The 12864-nt window shown below is 70.2% G+C and carries 13 protein-coding genes; 12 read left to right on the top strand and 1 reads right to left on the bottom strand.

Features of this window, described 5'->3' with window-relative positions:
* Window positions 1-12 precede the first annotated feature (12 nt).
* Together E4P42_RS13385 and E4P42_RS13380 are read left to right on the top strand one after the other, a co-directional pair.
* Window positions 13-492, top strand: a complete 480-nt coding sequence (locus tag E4P42_RS13385; protein WP_135126549.1) for a nucleoside deaminase — start codon at window positions 13-15, stop codon at window positions 490-492.
* Entirely contained in the window at window positions 489-1796 is a 1308-nt protein-coding gene (locus E4P42_RS13380) for an alpha-amylase family protein (RefSeq protein WP_135126548.1), read from the top strand. The genes E4P42_RS13385 and E4P42_RS13380 overlap by 4 nt, the downstream gene beginning before the upstream one ends.
* 7 nt (window positions 1797-1803) lie before the next feature.
* On the opposite strand, the gene E4P42_RS13375 is transcribed toward E4P42_RS13380, so the two are convergent.
* Entirely contained in the window at window positions 1804-2238 is a 435-nt protein-coding gene (locus E4P42_RS13375; RefSeq protein WP_135126547.1) for a DUF1810 domain-containing protein, read from the bottom strand.
* A gap of 207 nt (window positions 2239-2445) precedes the next feature.
* Between E4P42_RS13375 and E4P42_RS13370 the strand changes: the two genes are divergently transcribed.
* The 10 genes from E4P42_RS13370 (at window position 2446) to E4P42_RS13325 (ending at window position 12864) form a co-directional block, all read left to right on the top strand.
* Window positions 2446-4557, top strand: a complete 2112-nt coding sequence (locus E4P42_RS13370; protein WP_209305770.1) for an adenylate/guanylate cyclase domain-containing protein — start codon at window positions 2446-2448, stop codon at window positions 4555-4557.
* A complete protein-coding gene (locus E4P42_RS13365) occupies window positions 4554-5957 on the top strand; it encodes a mechanosensitive ion channel domain-containing protein (RefSeq protein WP_135126546.1) in 1404 nt (467 codons plus the stop codon). The genes E4P42_RS13370 and E4P42_RS13365 overlap by 4 nt, the downstream gene beginning before the upstream one ends.
* Before the next feature lie 177 nt (window positions 5958-6134).
* The gene (locus tag E4P42_RS13360) at window positions 6135-7142 is read left to right on the top strand and encodes an esterase family protein (RefSeq protein ID WP_135126545.1); all 1008 of its coding nucleotides are present in this window, start codon (window positions 6135-6137) and stop codon (window positions 7140-7142) included.
* A 92-nt stretch (window positions 7143-7234) separates the two neighbouring features.
* Window positions 7235-7699 (top strand): hypothetical protein, encoded by a 465-nt coding sequence (locus E4P42_RS13355; protein WP_135126544.1) that lies wholly within the window; start codon window positions 7235-7237, stop codon window positions 7697-7699.
* 61 nt (window positions 7700-7760) lie between these two features.
* Window positions 7761-10094: an endopeptidase La gene (lon, locus tag E4P42_RS13350; protein ID WP_135126543.1), complete on the top strand. Its 2334-nt coding sequence runs from the start codon at window positions 7761-7763 to the stop codon at window positions 10092-10094.
* Between the two features lie 87 nt (window positions 10095-10181).
* Complete coding sequence (locus E4P42_RS13345; protein WP_209305767.1) at window positions 10182-10361, top strand: hypothetical protein; 180 nt, start codon at window positions 10182-10184, stop codon at window positions 10359-10361.
* 78 nt (window positions 10362-10439) lie between these two features.
* Window positions 10440-10772 (top strand): TfoX/Sxy family protein, encoded by a 333-nt coding sequence (locus tag E4P42_RS13340; RefSeq protein ID WP_135126541.1) that lies wholly within the window; start codon window positions 10440-10442, stop codon window positions 10770-10772.
* Window positions 10773-10811: 39 nt separating this feature from the next.
* Window positions 10812-11459 carry an endonuclease gene (locus E4P42_RS13335; protein ID WP_135126540.1) on the top strand — a complete coding sequence of 216 codons (648 nt, stop codon included), beginning with the start codon at window positions 10812-10814 and terminating at the stop codon, window positions 11457-11459.
* Window positions 11456-12181, top strand: a complete 726-nt coding sequence (locus tag E4P42_RS13330; protein ID WP_135126539.1) for a DUF72 domain-containing protein — start codon at window positions 11456-11458, stop codon at window positions 12179-12181. The genes E4P42_RS13335 and E4P42_RS13330 overlap by 4 nt, the downstream gene beginning before the upstream one ends.
* Window positions 12182-12234: 53 nt before the next feature.
* Entirely contained in the window at window positions 12235-12864 is a 630-nt protein-coding gene (locus tag E4P42_RS13325) for a hypothetical protein (protein ID WP_135126538.1), read from the top strand.

The raw sequence follows: 12864 nt of genomic DNA, 5'->3' as shown, positions 1-12864 counted from the left end.
AGACTCCCGCTGATGGCCATCAGCGCGTCCGACCTCGAGCAGCTGCGCCGCTGCGTCGACCTGGCCCGCGAAGCCCTCGACGAGGGCGACGAGCCGTTCGGCTCCGTCCTGGTGGACCGCGACGGGCAGCGCAGGTTCGAAGACCACAACCGGGTCAGCGGCGGTGATGCCACCCGCCATCCCGAGTTCGCGATCGCGCGGTGGGCCGCGGAGAACCTGCCGCCAGCCGAGCGCGCCGCCGCGACCGTCTACACCTCCGGCGAGCACTGCCCGATGTGTTCGGCGGCGCACGCGTGGGTCGGCCTGGGCCGCATCGTCTACGCCACCTCCTCGCTGCAGTTGCGCGAATGGCTGGCCGAATGGGGCGCACCCGCGCCGCCGGTCGCCACGCTGCCGATCTCGGTCGTCGCGCCGGACGTGCCCACCGACGGGCCTGCGCCGGAGTTCGCCGACGAGATGAAGGCCCTCTACCAGGCGAAGTTCGGCTCATGAGCGAACCGGACTGGGTGCGGCACGCGATCTGGTGGCATGTCTACCCGCTCGGCTTCGTCGGCGCGTTCCCGGCCGACCCGGCGCCGACGCCCGATGAGCACCGGTTGCTGCGCCTCGTCGACTGGCTGGACCACGCCGTCGCGCTCGGCGCCTCGGGTATCGCGCTGGGGCCGGTGTTCGCCTCCCGCACGCACGGCTACGACACCACCGACCACTACCGCGTCGACCCCCGTCTCGGGGACGACGGGGACCTCGACACGCTGATCGCCGAAGCGCACCGGCGCGGCCTCCGGGTCCTGCTCGACGGCGTCTTCAACCATGTCGGCACCGACTTCCCGCGCTACCGCGAGGCGCTCGACGGCGGCCCCGACCACCCGTCCTCGGCGTGGTTCCGCCGGCGCCACGGCGAGTTCGACACCTTCGAGGGGCACGGCGAGCTGATCGCGCTCAACCACCGCGAGCCGGACGTCGTCGACTACACCGTCGAGGTGATGTCGCACTGGCTGGCCCGCGGCGCCGATGGGTGGCGGCTCGACGCCGCGTACGCCGTCCCCGACCGGTTCTGGGCCGAGGTGCTGCCGCGGGTGCGGGAAGCCCACCCCGACGCGTGGTTCGTCGGTGAGGTGATTCACGGCGACTACGCCGCCCGCGTCGCCGCCGGATTCCACTCGGTCACCCAGTACGAGCTGTGGAAGGCGGTGTGGAGCAGCCTCAACGACGGCAACTTCCACGAACTCGACCACGCGCTCATCCGGCACAACGAGTTGCTCGCGACGTTCGCACCGCTGACGTTCGTCGGCAACCACGACGTGACGCGCATCGCCAGCCGCCTGACCGACCCGCGCCACCTCGAACACGCGCTGGTGCTGCTGTTCACCCTCGGCGGGGTGCCCAGCATCTATGCCGGCGACGAGTTCGGCTACCTCGGCGTCAAGGAGGACAGGGCCGGCGGGGACGACGCGGTCCGGCCCGAATTCGGACCCGCGGCCGAAGCGCCCCGGGACAATGACGTCTACCGCAGCCACCAGTTCCTGATCGGGTTGCGGCGCAGGCACCCCTGGCTGCACCGCGCCACGACGACACCGGTGCGGCTGGACAACCGCAGTTATGTGTACGAGACCCGCCGCGACGACGACGCGCTGCTGGTGGCGCTCAACCTCGAGGACACCCCCCTGACCGTGACGCTGGCCGGAACCCGGCTAGGCCGCGGCCGGGTGCTGGCCGGCTCCGGCGCGCCACCCCAGGAGGAGGCCGACGAGGTGAGCGTGCCACCACACGGCTGGCTGGTGGTCGGCCCCGCCTGAGGCGGCCTCACTCGAGCCGCTGGACGGTCAACGGGTCCTGCTCGCCGCCGTAGAACCGGTCGAGTACGGCCAGGAAGTCGGCGTTGTCGTCGGTGCAGCGGGCGAACAGCGTCATCGAGGACCGCACCTTGACGTCGTCGGGCGACCCGAAGACCTGCCGGGCCGAGCGGCCCTCGAGGTCCAGTACCGCCCTGGTGCATTCGCGCAGCCGCGGGCCGAGCACCTCGTGCGCGAGGTACGCGGCCGCCTCCTCGCGCGAGGCGATGCCGTAGTGCGCGGCGGTGGCGCTGCGCCCCAGCCCGCGTAGTTGCGGGAACACGAACCAGATCCAGTGTGTCTCTTTGCGCCCCCGGCGCAGCTCGGCCAACACCGTGTCGTACACCGGGTCCTGGGCGTCGACGAAGCGCTGGAGGTCATCCGGATCGGCGCGGCTGTCGGTCATCGTCGACGGGTACCCATCCGCGCCGGAATACTTCGCTGGCCGCCGGATTTGCCGCTAGTGTCGTTGCTGGCTCGGGCCCGCCGGAGGCGTGCAGCCGGAAGGGAATCGATGACGACGCGCGTCGAGCCGGGCCCACCGGCGGGTCAGCCCGCCACCGGCGACGAGCCGCCACACGACCACTCCGCACCGTTGGGCCGGCTGCGGAACATGCGTGCCCCGTTGCTCTCCCGCATCAGCATCCAGTCCAAGTTGCTGGTGATGCTGCTGCTCACCAGCGTGCTGTCGGCGGCCGTGGTGGGCTTCATCGGCTACCAGTCCGGCCGGTCGTCGCTGCGGGCGGCGGTGTTCGACGCGCTGACCGAGATCCGCGGGTCACAGGCCCGCCAGCTCGAGGCGCAGTTCAACGACCTGAAGAACTCGCTGCTGGTCTACACACGCGGCGCCACCACGACAGAGGCGATGGCGGCGTTCACCACCGCGTTCGCCGAACTCGGCGACGCGCCGGTCAGCCCGCAGCAGCAGCAGTCGCTCGACGACTACTACACCGGCCAGTTCGCCACCGCGAAACGCGAGCAGACCGGTCAGCAACTCGACGCGCGGGCCCTGATCCCGACCTCCAACGCGCAGCGTTACCTGCAGGCGCTCTACACCGCGCCGTTTCGCGACTGGAACGATTCGATCCGGATGGACGACGCGCGCGACGGCAGCGCCTGGTCGGCAGCCAATGCCCGGTTCAACGACTTCTTCCGCCAGATCGTCTTGCTGTTCGGGTTCGAGGACGCACTGCTGATCGACGACCGCGGGACCGTCGTCTACAGCGCGTTCAAGGGCGTGGACCTCGGTACCAACGTCGTCACCGGCCCCTACCGCGAAGGGGACCTGCGCGGCGCCTACCAGAAGGCGATGGCCTCCAACGCCGTCGACTACGTCGGTGTCACCGACTTCGGCGACTACATCCCCGCCGACGAGCCGACCGCCTGGCTGGTCTCCCCGGTCCGCTCACCCGGGCAGGTCGACGGCGTGCTCGCGCTGCAGTTCCCGATCTCCAAGATCAACCGGCTGATGACGTTCGACAAGCAGTGGGAGGGAGCGGGTCTCGGCCGCACCGGCGAGACCTTTCTGGTCGGGCCCGACGACCTCATGCGGTCGGACTCGCGGCTGTTCCTCGAGTATCCCGACCAGTTCCGCCGCGACGTCGTCGACGCGGGCACGCCGCCGCAGGTGGCCGACCAGTCCCTGCGTCAGGGCGGCACCACCCTCGTGCAGCCGGTGGCCACCGAGGCGACCCGCGAGGCCCAGCGGGGCCAGACCGGCACCATCGTCGACACCGATTACCTGGGGCAGGAGACGCTGCAGGCGTATGCGCCGGTGAACCTGCCCGGGCTGAACTGGTCGATCGTCGCCAAGATCGACACCGCCGAGGCGTTCGCGCCGGTGTCGGCGTTCACCCGCAGGTTGGTGCTGTCCACCGCGGCGATCATCTTCGTGGTCAGTGTCGCCGCGATGCTGCTGGCCCGGCTGTTCGTTCGGCCGCTGCGCCGGCTGGAGGCCGGTGCGCAGCAGATCAGCGCCGGCGACTATCACGTCACGCTTCCGGTGCAGTCCCGCGACGAATTCGGTGATCTCACCGTGGCGTTCAACGAGATGAGCCGCAACCTCGCGATCAAGGACGAACTGCTCACCGAGCAGCGCCGCGAGAACGACCGGCTGCTGCTCTCACTGATGCCCGAACCGGTGGTGGCCCGCTACCGCGACGGCGAGGAGACCATCGCGCAGGACCACCAGAACGTCACGGTGATCTTCGCCGACCTCGTCGGGCTCGAGGAGGTCACCGCCGACCTCTCGTCGGATGAGGCACTGGGCATGGTGAACACCCTGGTGCGCCAGTTCGACGCGGCCGCAGATAATCTGGGCGTCGAGCGGATCCGCACCCTGCACAACGGCTACCTCGCCAGCTGCGGTCTGACGGTGCCGCGGATCGACAACGTCCGGCGCACGGTGGACTTCGCGGTGGAGATGGCGCGCATCGTCGCGCGGTTCAACCGGGAGACCGGCAGCGCGCTGACCCTGCGCGCGGGCATCGACACCGGGACCGTGATCAGCGGACTGGTCGGCCGCAACAGCCTCGCCTACGACATGTGGGGCGCCGCGGTGAACCTCGCCTACCAGGTCAAGAGCGGGTCACCGCAGCCCGGCGTGTACGTCACCGCGCAGATCTACGAGGTGATGCGGGACAGCCGCAGCTTCACCCCGGCCGGTGACATCCTCATCGACGGCGCTGAACAACCGATCTGGCGGCTGGCAGAACGGCAGTCGTGAACACCGTGTGGGAGGACAACTGGTTCTACTGGGCCGTCGGTGTCGCGGTCGGCTTCCCGCTGCTGCTCGTCGCGCTCACCGAGGTGCACAACGCGCTGCGCCGGCGCGGCAGCGCGCTGACCCGGCCGGTGTATCTGCTGCGCACCTACATCCTGCCGCTGGGGGCGCTGCTGGTCCTGCTGGTCGGGGCCAACCAGATCTCCGGCGAGACCACGCCGGTGCGCGTCGTGGCCACCGTCTTCGGCTTCGTGGTGCTGGTGCTCCTGCTGTCCGGGCTCAACGCCACCCTGTTCCAGGGGGCGCCGGAAGGGTCGTGGCGGCGGCGGGTCCCGTCGATCTTCCTCGACGTCGCCCGCTTCGCGCTGATCGCGATCGGCGTCGGGCTGATCCTGGCCTACATCTGGGGCGCGAACGTGGGCGGGTTGTTCACCGCGCTCGGGGTGTCGTCGATCGTGCTGGGGCTGGCGCTGCAGAACTCGGTGGGTCAGATCATCTCCGGGTTGCTGGTGCTGTTCGAGCAGCCGTTCCAACTCGGCGACTGGGTGGACACGCCGTCGGCGAAAGGCCGTGTGGTGGAGGTGAATTGGCGGGCCACGCACATCGACACCGGCAGCGGCCTGCAGATCATGCCGAACTCGGTGCTGGCGGCGGCGTCGTTCACGAACCTGAGTCGGCCGCCGGGGACGCACTCGATCACGGTGACCACCGTGTTCGCGCGCGAGGATCCGCCCGACGCGGTGTGCGAGGTGCTGACGGCCGTGGCCGGTCGGCTTCCCCAGTTGGCCGGGCACGCCGCGCCCGCCTCGGTGCGCACCGGCGCCACCGGGTACGCGACGTCGATCCCGTTGCGGTCCCCCGCCGACGACTTCACCGCGAGGTCGACATTCCTGCGCTGGATCTGGTACGCCGCCAGGCGCGCCGAACTTCACCTCGACGAGGCTGCCGACGACTTCGCGACCGCTGAGCGCCTGGAGAAGGCGTTGCGCATCATCGCGCCGACGCTGCGGCTGTCCCACACCGACCAGCAGGAATTGTTGCCGCACACCAGGATCACCCGCTACGGCGCCGACGAGACCGTGCAGTCCCCCAACGAGGTGCCGCGGCGGATGACGTTCGTGGTCGACGGCCTGATCCGCCTGGTGGCCGTCGGCGATGACGGCACGGTGGTGCCGATCCGCGTCCTGGAACCCGGCGATTTCCTCGGGCAGACCACGCTGAGCCGTGAACCCGTGAGCGCGGGCGCCTACGCCGTCGGCGAGGTCACCGTGGTACTGGTCGAGCGAGCGCATCTCGAAGAGCTGGTATCTCGGAAGCCCTTGCTGCTCAACGACATCGGCCGTGCCATCGAGGAGCGCAAGGCCGAGGTCCGGCGGGCGCTGGCCGCCATCGGCGCAGACTGACGGGCCGCAGCGGGTCGTCGTCCGGTTCGTAACGGCGCGCAGCCCAATCGTTAGCAGACCGCGATACGCCATCCCCGTGTTGGTACCCGTGTGACAGAAGTTGCGCGTGTTTCATGGTGACCGATAAGCGACGGCAATTGCTTGTGGCATGCGAAGAAAGGTGGGTGGGTTGCCGTTATGACGTTCCTCAAGGGGTTCGGCGGTGCAGCGGTTCGGACGTGGAGACGCCGGCTGGCGGTGATCGCGGTCGCGGCGACGATGCTGCCCGGGCTCATCGGGTTCGCCGGGGGTGCGGCGACCGCCGGTGCGTTCTCCCGGCCGGGTCTGCCGGTCGAATACCTCGACATCTACTCCCAGTCGATGAACCGCAACATCCGCGTCCAGTTCCAGGGCGGCGGCACGCACGCGGTGTACCTGCTCGACGGTCTGCGTGCGCAGAACGATTACAACGGCTGGGACATCAACACCCCGGCGTTCGAGTGGTACCACCAGTCGGGCCTGTCGGTCGTGATGCCCGTCGGCGGGCAGTCCAGCTTCTACACCGACTGGTACCAGCCCTCGCGCGGCAACGGGCAGGACTACACCTACAAGTGGGAGACGTTCCTGACCCAGGAGCTGCCGGCGTGGCTGGAGGCCAACCGCGGTGTGTCGCCCAACGGCAATGCGGTGGTGGGCATCTCGATGGCGGGCAGCACCGCGCTGACCTACTCCATCTACCACCCGCAGAAGTTCATCTACGCGGCCTCGCTGTCGGGCTTCCTCAACCCCTCCGAGGGCTGGTGGCCGATGCTGATCGGGCTGGCCATGCAGGATTCGGGCGGTTACAACGCCGAGAGCATGTGGGGCCCCAGCAGTGACCCGGCCTGGCGGCGCAACGACCCGATGGTCAACATCAACCAGCTGGTCGCCAACAACACCCGCGTCTGGATCTACTGCGGCACCGGCACCCCGTCGGAGCTCGACGCCGGCGCCACGGGCGGCAACCTGATGGCCGCCCAGTTCCTCGAAGGGTTCACTCTGCGGACCAACATCACCTTCCGCGACAACTACATCGCGGCCGGTGGCACCAACGGCGTGTTCAACTTCCCGTCCAACGGCACCCACGCGTGGGGCTACTGGGGCCAGCAGCTCCAGCAGATGAAGCCGGACATCCAGCGGGTGCTGGGCGCCCAGGGCGCTGCATAGAGCCACCCACAACCAGGGAGCCTGCCGTCACCCCCGCGGCAGGCTCCCTGCTTTGTGCCCGAAGGGCGGTGACCCGCCCTTACAGTGACGCCATGGCTGTCGAGGACCACCGCACCCGCTACGAGGAGCATCCGCGCGTCGATCCCGGCGCGCTGGCGCTGGCCACCGTGGCCGGCGCGGTGGCGTTCATCTTCGGCGACGGCGAGTGGGACGGGCTGGCCGTGGTGGTCGGGCTGATGCTGCTGACCATCCTGCTGGCCCACCACCGCGCCGCACCGCCGGGCGGCACGCCCCGCTCGGTGTTCCTGCGGGCGGCCTTCGGTGCGACCACCGGCCTGGCCGCCTGTATCGCGATGGCACCGGCCATTCAGTTCGGCATCGTCGGCCCGTTCTTCCACCGCGAGGACCTCGACGGCTACTCCCTGGACGCCTGGCACACCACCGTCGTGCTGTCGGTGCTGTGGTTCGTTGTCGCGACTGTGCTCGCCGTCTGTGAACCGCGCGTGGCGCGGTGGCTGGACCGCCCCCGGCGCGGCGGCGCACCACCCAGGATGTAGCCGGGGAACAAACCACTGCACACCAAGGTTGAGTCGATGCGACTGAACTTTGGAGGATCACATGGCTGAAGCCAAATCAGTGCCGGTGTTATTCAGCAGCGAGGCGATCGTGCTGCCCGGCATGGTGGTGCCGATCGAACTCGACGACGCGGCCCGCGCCGCCGTCGAAGCAGCTCAGGCAGCAGCCGCCCCCGGCGCTTCCGGCGAGTTGCTCATCGCGCCCCGGCTCGACGACCGCTACCCCACTCACGGCGTGCTCGCGACCATCGTGCAGGTCGGGCGCATTCCCGGCGGCGGTGGCACCGCGGCCGTCGTGCGGGGCACCACCCGCGCGCACATCGGCACCGGGACCACCGGCCCCGGCGCCGCGCTGTGGGTCGAGGTGACCGAGGCGACCGAGTCCGAGATCACCGACGAGGTGCGCGCGCTGGCCGCCGACTACAAGAAGCTGCTGCTGGCGATGCTGCAGCGCCGCGAGGCGTGGCAGATCATCGACTTCGTCAACCAGCTGACCGATCCGTCGGCGCTGGCCGACACCGCGGGCTACGCCAGCTACTTCAGCCAGGTGCAGAAGCGCCAGCTGCTGGAGACGCCCGATGTCGCCGAGCGGCTGCGGGTGCTCATCGAGTGGACGGGCGAGCACCTCGCCGAGGTCGAGGTCAACGAGAAGATCGCCGAGGACGTCCGCTCGGGGATGGACAAGCAGCAGAAGGAGTTCCTGCTCCGTCAGCAGCTGGCCGCGATCCGCAAGGAGCTGGGTGAAGGTGAGCCAGAGGGGTCCGACGACTACCGCGCCCGCGTCGAGGCCGCGGACCTGCCCGAGAAGGTGCGCGAGGCCGCGCTGCGCGAGGTCGGCAAGCTGGAGCGGTCCAGCGAGCAGAGCCCGGAGGGCGGCTGGATCCGCACCTGGCTGGACACCGTGCTGGACCTGCCGTGGAACCAGCGCACCGAGGACTCGACCGATCTGCAGGCCGCCCGGGACATCCTGAACGCCGACCACCACGGCCTCGACGACGTCAAGGACCGCATCGTCGAGTACCTGGCGGTGCGGGCGCGTCGCGCCCAGCGCGGCATGGCCGTCGTCGGCGGTCGCGGCTCCGGCGCGGTGATGGTGCTGGCCGGCCCGCCCGGCGTCGGCAAGACGTCGCTGGGCGAATCGATCGCCCGCGCACTCGGCCGCACGTTCGTGCGCGTCGCCCTGGGCGGCGTGCGCGATGAGGCCGAGATCCGCGGTCACCGCCGCACCTACGTCGGCGCGCTGCCCGGCCGCATCGTGCGGGCGATCGGCGAGGCCGGCTCGATGAACCCCGTCGTGCTGCTCGACGAGATCGACAAGGTCGGCAGCGACTACCGCGGCGATCCCGCGGCCGCGCTGCTCGAGGTGCTGGACCCGGCGCAGAACCACACGTTCCGCGACCACTACCTGGATCTGGACCTCGACCTCTCCGACGTGGTGTTCCTGGCGACGGCCAATGTCATCGAGAACATCCCCCAGGCGCTGCTGGACCGGATGGAACTGGTGCAGATCGACGGCTACACCGCCGACGACAAGGTGGCCATCGCCCGCGACTTCCTGCTGCCCCGGCAGCGGGAGCGGGCCGCGCTCACCGAGGACGAAGTCACGGTGACCGACGACGCGCTGCGCAAGATCGCCGCCGACTACACCCGCGAACCGGGGGTGCGGCAGTTCGAGCGGTTGCTGGCCAAGTCGATGCGTAAGGCCACCACCAAGCTGGCCGCCTCGGAGGAGCCCATCACGATCGACGAGGCAGACCTGGTCGGCTACCTCGGCCGGCCGCGGTTCATCCCGGAGTCGGCCGAGCGCACCGCGGTGCCCGGCGTGGCGACCGGTCTGGCCGTCACCGGCATGGGTGGCGACGTCCTCTACATCGAGGCGGGGTCCACCGAGGGCGAGCCGAGCCTGCAGCTGACCGGTCAGCTGGGCGACGTGATGAAGGAGTCGGCGCAGATCGCGCTGTCCTACGTGCGCAGCCACGCAGCCGAACTGGGCGTCGACCGCCAGGCACTGGACCGCAAGATCCACGTGCACGTGCCCGCGGGCGCCGTCCCGAAGGACGGGCCGTCGGCCGGTGTCACGATGGTCACCGCGCTGGTGTCGATGGCGACGGGGCGGCAGGTGCGCTCCGACGTCGGCATGACCGGTGAGGTCACGCTGAACGGGCGGGTGCTGCCGATCGGCGGCGTCAAGCAGAAGCTGCTGGCCGCGCAACGCGCCGGACTGTCGACGGTGTTCATCCCGCAGCGCAACGAGGCCGACCTGGACGACGTGCCTGCCGAGGTGCTCGACGGGCTCGAGGTGCTGCCGATGACCGACGTGGCCGACATCGTCGCGCAGGCGCTGGAACCGGCGGCCGAGGTGACCGCGGCCGCCTGACGGGCCGAATATCGCACCGAGGGTCGTGATCTGTGCCGGATCACGACCCTCAGCGCAATTTCGGGGTATGTAGCGCATGTGAGATTCGTGCTCGAAGTGAACTTGCCCGACGACGCCGACGCCAACGCCGAGCTCGGCCGGATCCTGCGGTACTGGGGCGGGGCGATGAAGGACCTCACCGAACTCGAACCCGGTGACAAACAGGACATCTACGACTCGAACTACGCCCGCGTCGGCGACTGGTCGGTCTCCGCGGACGCCGACTGAGCGCGAGCAGACACACACCCGCGCGATCCGCGGCCGCAGAACGCGAGTCTGTGTCTGCTCGGCGGGACAGAATGGGGCGTGGCCTACGACGCCGACCTCGCCGACCGCATCCGCGAACTCGTCGCCGCCGAGCGCGGCCTGACCGAGAAGCGCATGTTCGGTGGACTGGCGTTCCTGATCGACGGTCACCTGGCCGTCGCGGCCAGCGGTCAGGGCGGGCTGCTGGTGCGCGTGCCGCCCGATGACACCGAGACGCTGGTGGCGCGCGACCATGTCGAGCCGATGATCATGTCGGGCCGCGAGACCCGCGGGTGGCTGCGCGTGGCCGGCGACGGCGTGCGGACGGCGCGGCAGCTGCGCAGCTGGGTCGACCGCGGGGTCGGGTACGCGAAGACGCTGCCGCCCAAGTGAGCCGGTTCGCCGCGCCGCCACCCGGGTAACTCGCAGACCATGGCGACGACGGAGCAGAAGGGCACGGTGCGCCGCCTTCTGGACGAGGCCGGCACCACCTACGCCCGGGAGGCGGGCATCCACCTCGACGACAAACCCATGCCGCTGTTCGAACTGCTGGTGTTGTGCATGCTGGCCAGCAAGCCGATCGACGCCGGTGTCGCGGTGCGGGCCGCCCGAGAGGTATTCGCCGGGAAACTCCGCACGCCCGACGCGGTGCTGGGCGCCGACCGCAGGACCATGATCGACGCCTTCGGCCGGGCGGGATACGCCCGCTACGACGAGAGCTCGGCCACCCGGCTGACCGACATGGCCCGGGCCGTGCACGACGACTACGGCGGCGATCTGCGCCGGCTCGGCGAATCGCGCGACGTCGCGACGGTCACCCGACTGCTCAAGCGGTTCAAGGGCATCGGCGACACCGGGGCCGACATCTTTCTGCGCGAAGTGCAGGACACCTGGACTTGGGTGCGGCCGTACTTCGACGAGCGCGCGACCACGACCGCCACCTCGCTCGGACTGCCCGGGGACCCGGAGGAACTGCAGCGGATGGCCGGCGAGCGGACGGCCGAGCTCGCGGCGGCGCTGGTGCGCGTGTCGCTCGACGACGACGTGCGCGACCGGGTCCGCGACGCCGGCCGGCGATGATCCGCATCGGCACGTCCGGCTGGTCCTACGACCACTGGACCGACGTCCTCTACCCCGCGGGTACGCCGGTGGCCAAGCGGCTGGCCCGCTACGTCGAGGCGTTCGACACCGTGGAGCTCAACGCGAGCTTCTACCGCTGGCCGCGCGACGACACGTTCGCCGGCTGGCGGCAGCGACTGCCCGAGGGATTCACGATGTCGGTCAAGGCGCACCGCGGCCTCACCCACTACCGCCGGCTGCAGAACCCCGAGCCGTGGGTGGAGCGGTTCGAACGCTGCTGGACCGCACTGGGCGAACGCCGGGAAGCCCTGCTCGTCCAATTGCACCCCGCCCTGGAACGCGACGACGCCCGCCTCGAGCACTTCCTCACGCTCATGCCGGACTGGATCCCCGTCGCCGTCGAGTTCCGGCACGACTCGTGGCACACCCGCGAGGTGTTCGACCTCCTGGAACGCCACCGCGCCGCGTACGTGGTGATGAGCGGGCCCGGGCTGCCCTGTCAGCCGGTCGCAACCAGCGACCTGGTGTACGTCCGCCTGCACGGGCCCGGCCAGGACTCGATGTACGCGGGCAACTACCCCGACGACGCGCTGCAGTGGTGGGCCGACCGCGTCCGCGCCTGGGACGGCGAGGGCCGTCGCGTGCTCGTGTACTTCAACAACGACCTCGGCGGCCACGCTGTGCGCAACGCGCACACGTTGCGCACCCTGATGGGCTCCTGAACGCGACCCGCCTGCGGCCGCCCGAAGGCGTTGCGGCACCCTTGAACACCGTTATGCGTGTGCTGACCCGGATTACCGTTGCCGTCGCCGCCGCGATGGTGCTCGCCGGCTGCGGCGGTCCCGTCGTGGTCAACACCGACGAGCCCCGACCCACCCCGTCCGGGCCGCCGCCAGCGCCCGCCCCGCCGCCGCTGAACACCACCAACCTGGTCAATGCGTTCTACTTCGCCGCCCCGGTGGACGGGCTGACGCGCTACTTCTTCACCACACCGTCGGGCCGATGGGACTGCGCGATCATCCCGCGGGTGCAGGCGGGCTGCCAGGCCACCGACGGGGGCGGCCTCGGGGTCACCGGAGCGCCGGAGACGGTGCTCGACGCCGCCGGTGAGGAGACCGAACCCAATGCGGTCGTGATCGGCCGCGAGGGTGACCCGATGTTCCTCGCCCTCGCGGACACCCCGTTCACGCCGGACCCCGGACCGGCCAACGTGCTGCAGTTCAACCAGGTGCTCGCCGCCGCCGGATTCCGCTGCAACATCCAGGAGGTCTCTGGGGTGTCGTGCCTCAGTGAGCTGACCCGCCGCGGCTTCAGCTTCTCCACCGAGGGCTTCACACCCACCTACACCGAGGTGCCGCCCGGCGCCCCCATCGCACCGCCCACGACCACCACGGCCACGGGATAG

The organism is Mycobacterium sp. PS03-16 (assembly GCF_004570325.1).
In the GTDB taxonomy this organism is placed as follows: Bacteria; Actinomycetota; Actinomycetes; order Mycobacteriales; family Mycobacteriaceae; genus Mycobacterium.
This window is presented reverse-complemented; position numbering and strand designations above follow the sequence as displayed.

Coding starts and splice junctions, on each gene's coding strand:
- E4P42_RS13385 (WP_135126549.1), top strand. CDS start 13: ATGGCCATCAGCGCGTCCGACCTCGAGCAGCTGCGCCGCTGCGTCGAC.
- E4P42_RS13380 (WP_135126548.1), top strand. CDS start 489: ATGAGCGAACCGGACTGGGTGCGGCACGCGATCTGGTGGCATGTCTAC.
- E4P42_RS13375 (WP_135126547.1), bottom strand. CDS start 2,238: ATGACCGACAGCCGCGCCGATCCGGATGACCTCCAGCGCTTCGTCGAC.
- E4P42_RS13370 (WP_209305770.1), top strand. CDS start 2,446: ATGCGTGCCCCGTTGCTCTCCCGCATCAGCATCCAGTCCAAGTTGCTG.
- E4P42_RS13360 (WP_135126545.1), top strand. CDS start 6,135: ATGACGTTCCTCAAGGGGTTCGGCGGTGCAGCGGTTCGGACGTGGAGA.
- E4P42_RS13355 (WP_135126544.1), top strand. CDS start 7,235: ATGGCTGTCGAGGACCACCGCACCCGCTACGAGGAGCATCCGCGCGTC.
- lon (WP_135126543.1), top strand. CDS start 7,761: ATGGCTGAAGCCAAATCAGTGCCGGTGTTATTCAGCAGCGAGGCGATC.
- E4P42_RS13335 (WP_135126540.1), top strand. CDS start 10,812: ATGGCGACGACGGAGCAGAAGGGCACGGTGCGCCGCCTTCTGGACGAG.
- E4P42_RS13330 (WP_135126539.1), top strand. CDS start 11,456: ATGATCCGCATCGGCACGTCCGGCTGGTCCTACGACCACTGGACCGAC.
- E4P42_RS13325 (WP_135126538.1), top strand. CDS start 12,235: ATGCGTGTGCTGACCCGGATTACCGTTGCCGTCGCCGCCGCGATGGTG.